Source organism: Nocardioides cremeus (assembly GCF_030518195.1).
Taxonomy (GTDB): domain Bacteria; phylum Actinomycetota; class Actinomycetes; order Propionibacteriales; family Nocardioidaceae; genus Nocardioides; species Nocardioides cremeus.
Genome location: NZ_JAULSC010000512.1, coordinates 1 through 206, shown reverse-complemented (window position 1 = coordinate 206; position 206 = coordinate 1). Strand labels below are relative to the sequence as shown.

The 206-nt window shown below is 73.3% G+C and carries 1 protein-coding gene; it reads left to right on the top strand.

Features of this window, described 5'->3' with window-relative positions:
• A partial coding sequence (locus QWJ41_RS22640) for a hypothetical protein (RefSeq protein WP_302710611.1) occupies positions 1-206 on the top strand: 206 nt, incomplete at both ends.

The window sequence follows — 206 nt, the reverse complement described above, 5'->3', positions numbered from 1 at the left end:
GACGCGCTCTTCGACACCACGCAGATCCCGCTCACATCTCGGGACATCCGCACCGTCGGCGAGCTGCTGCACGACGTCGACCACACGGCGCGCCACCTCCTGAGGGACGTCGCCGGCGACGACGCCGGCCGACTCCTCCACGGCTGGCCCGACCTCGTCGCGGCCGCGGCGACGCTGTGGAGCAGCCTGCCCGGGCAGCAGTTCGG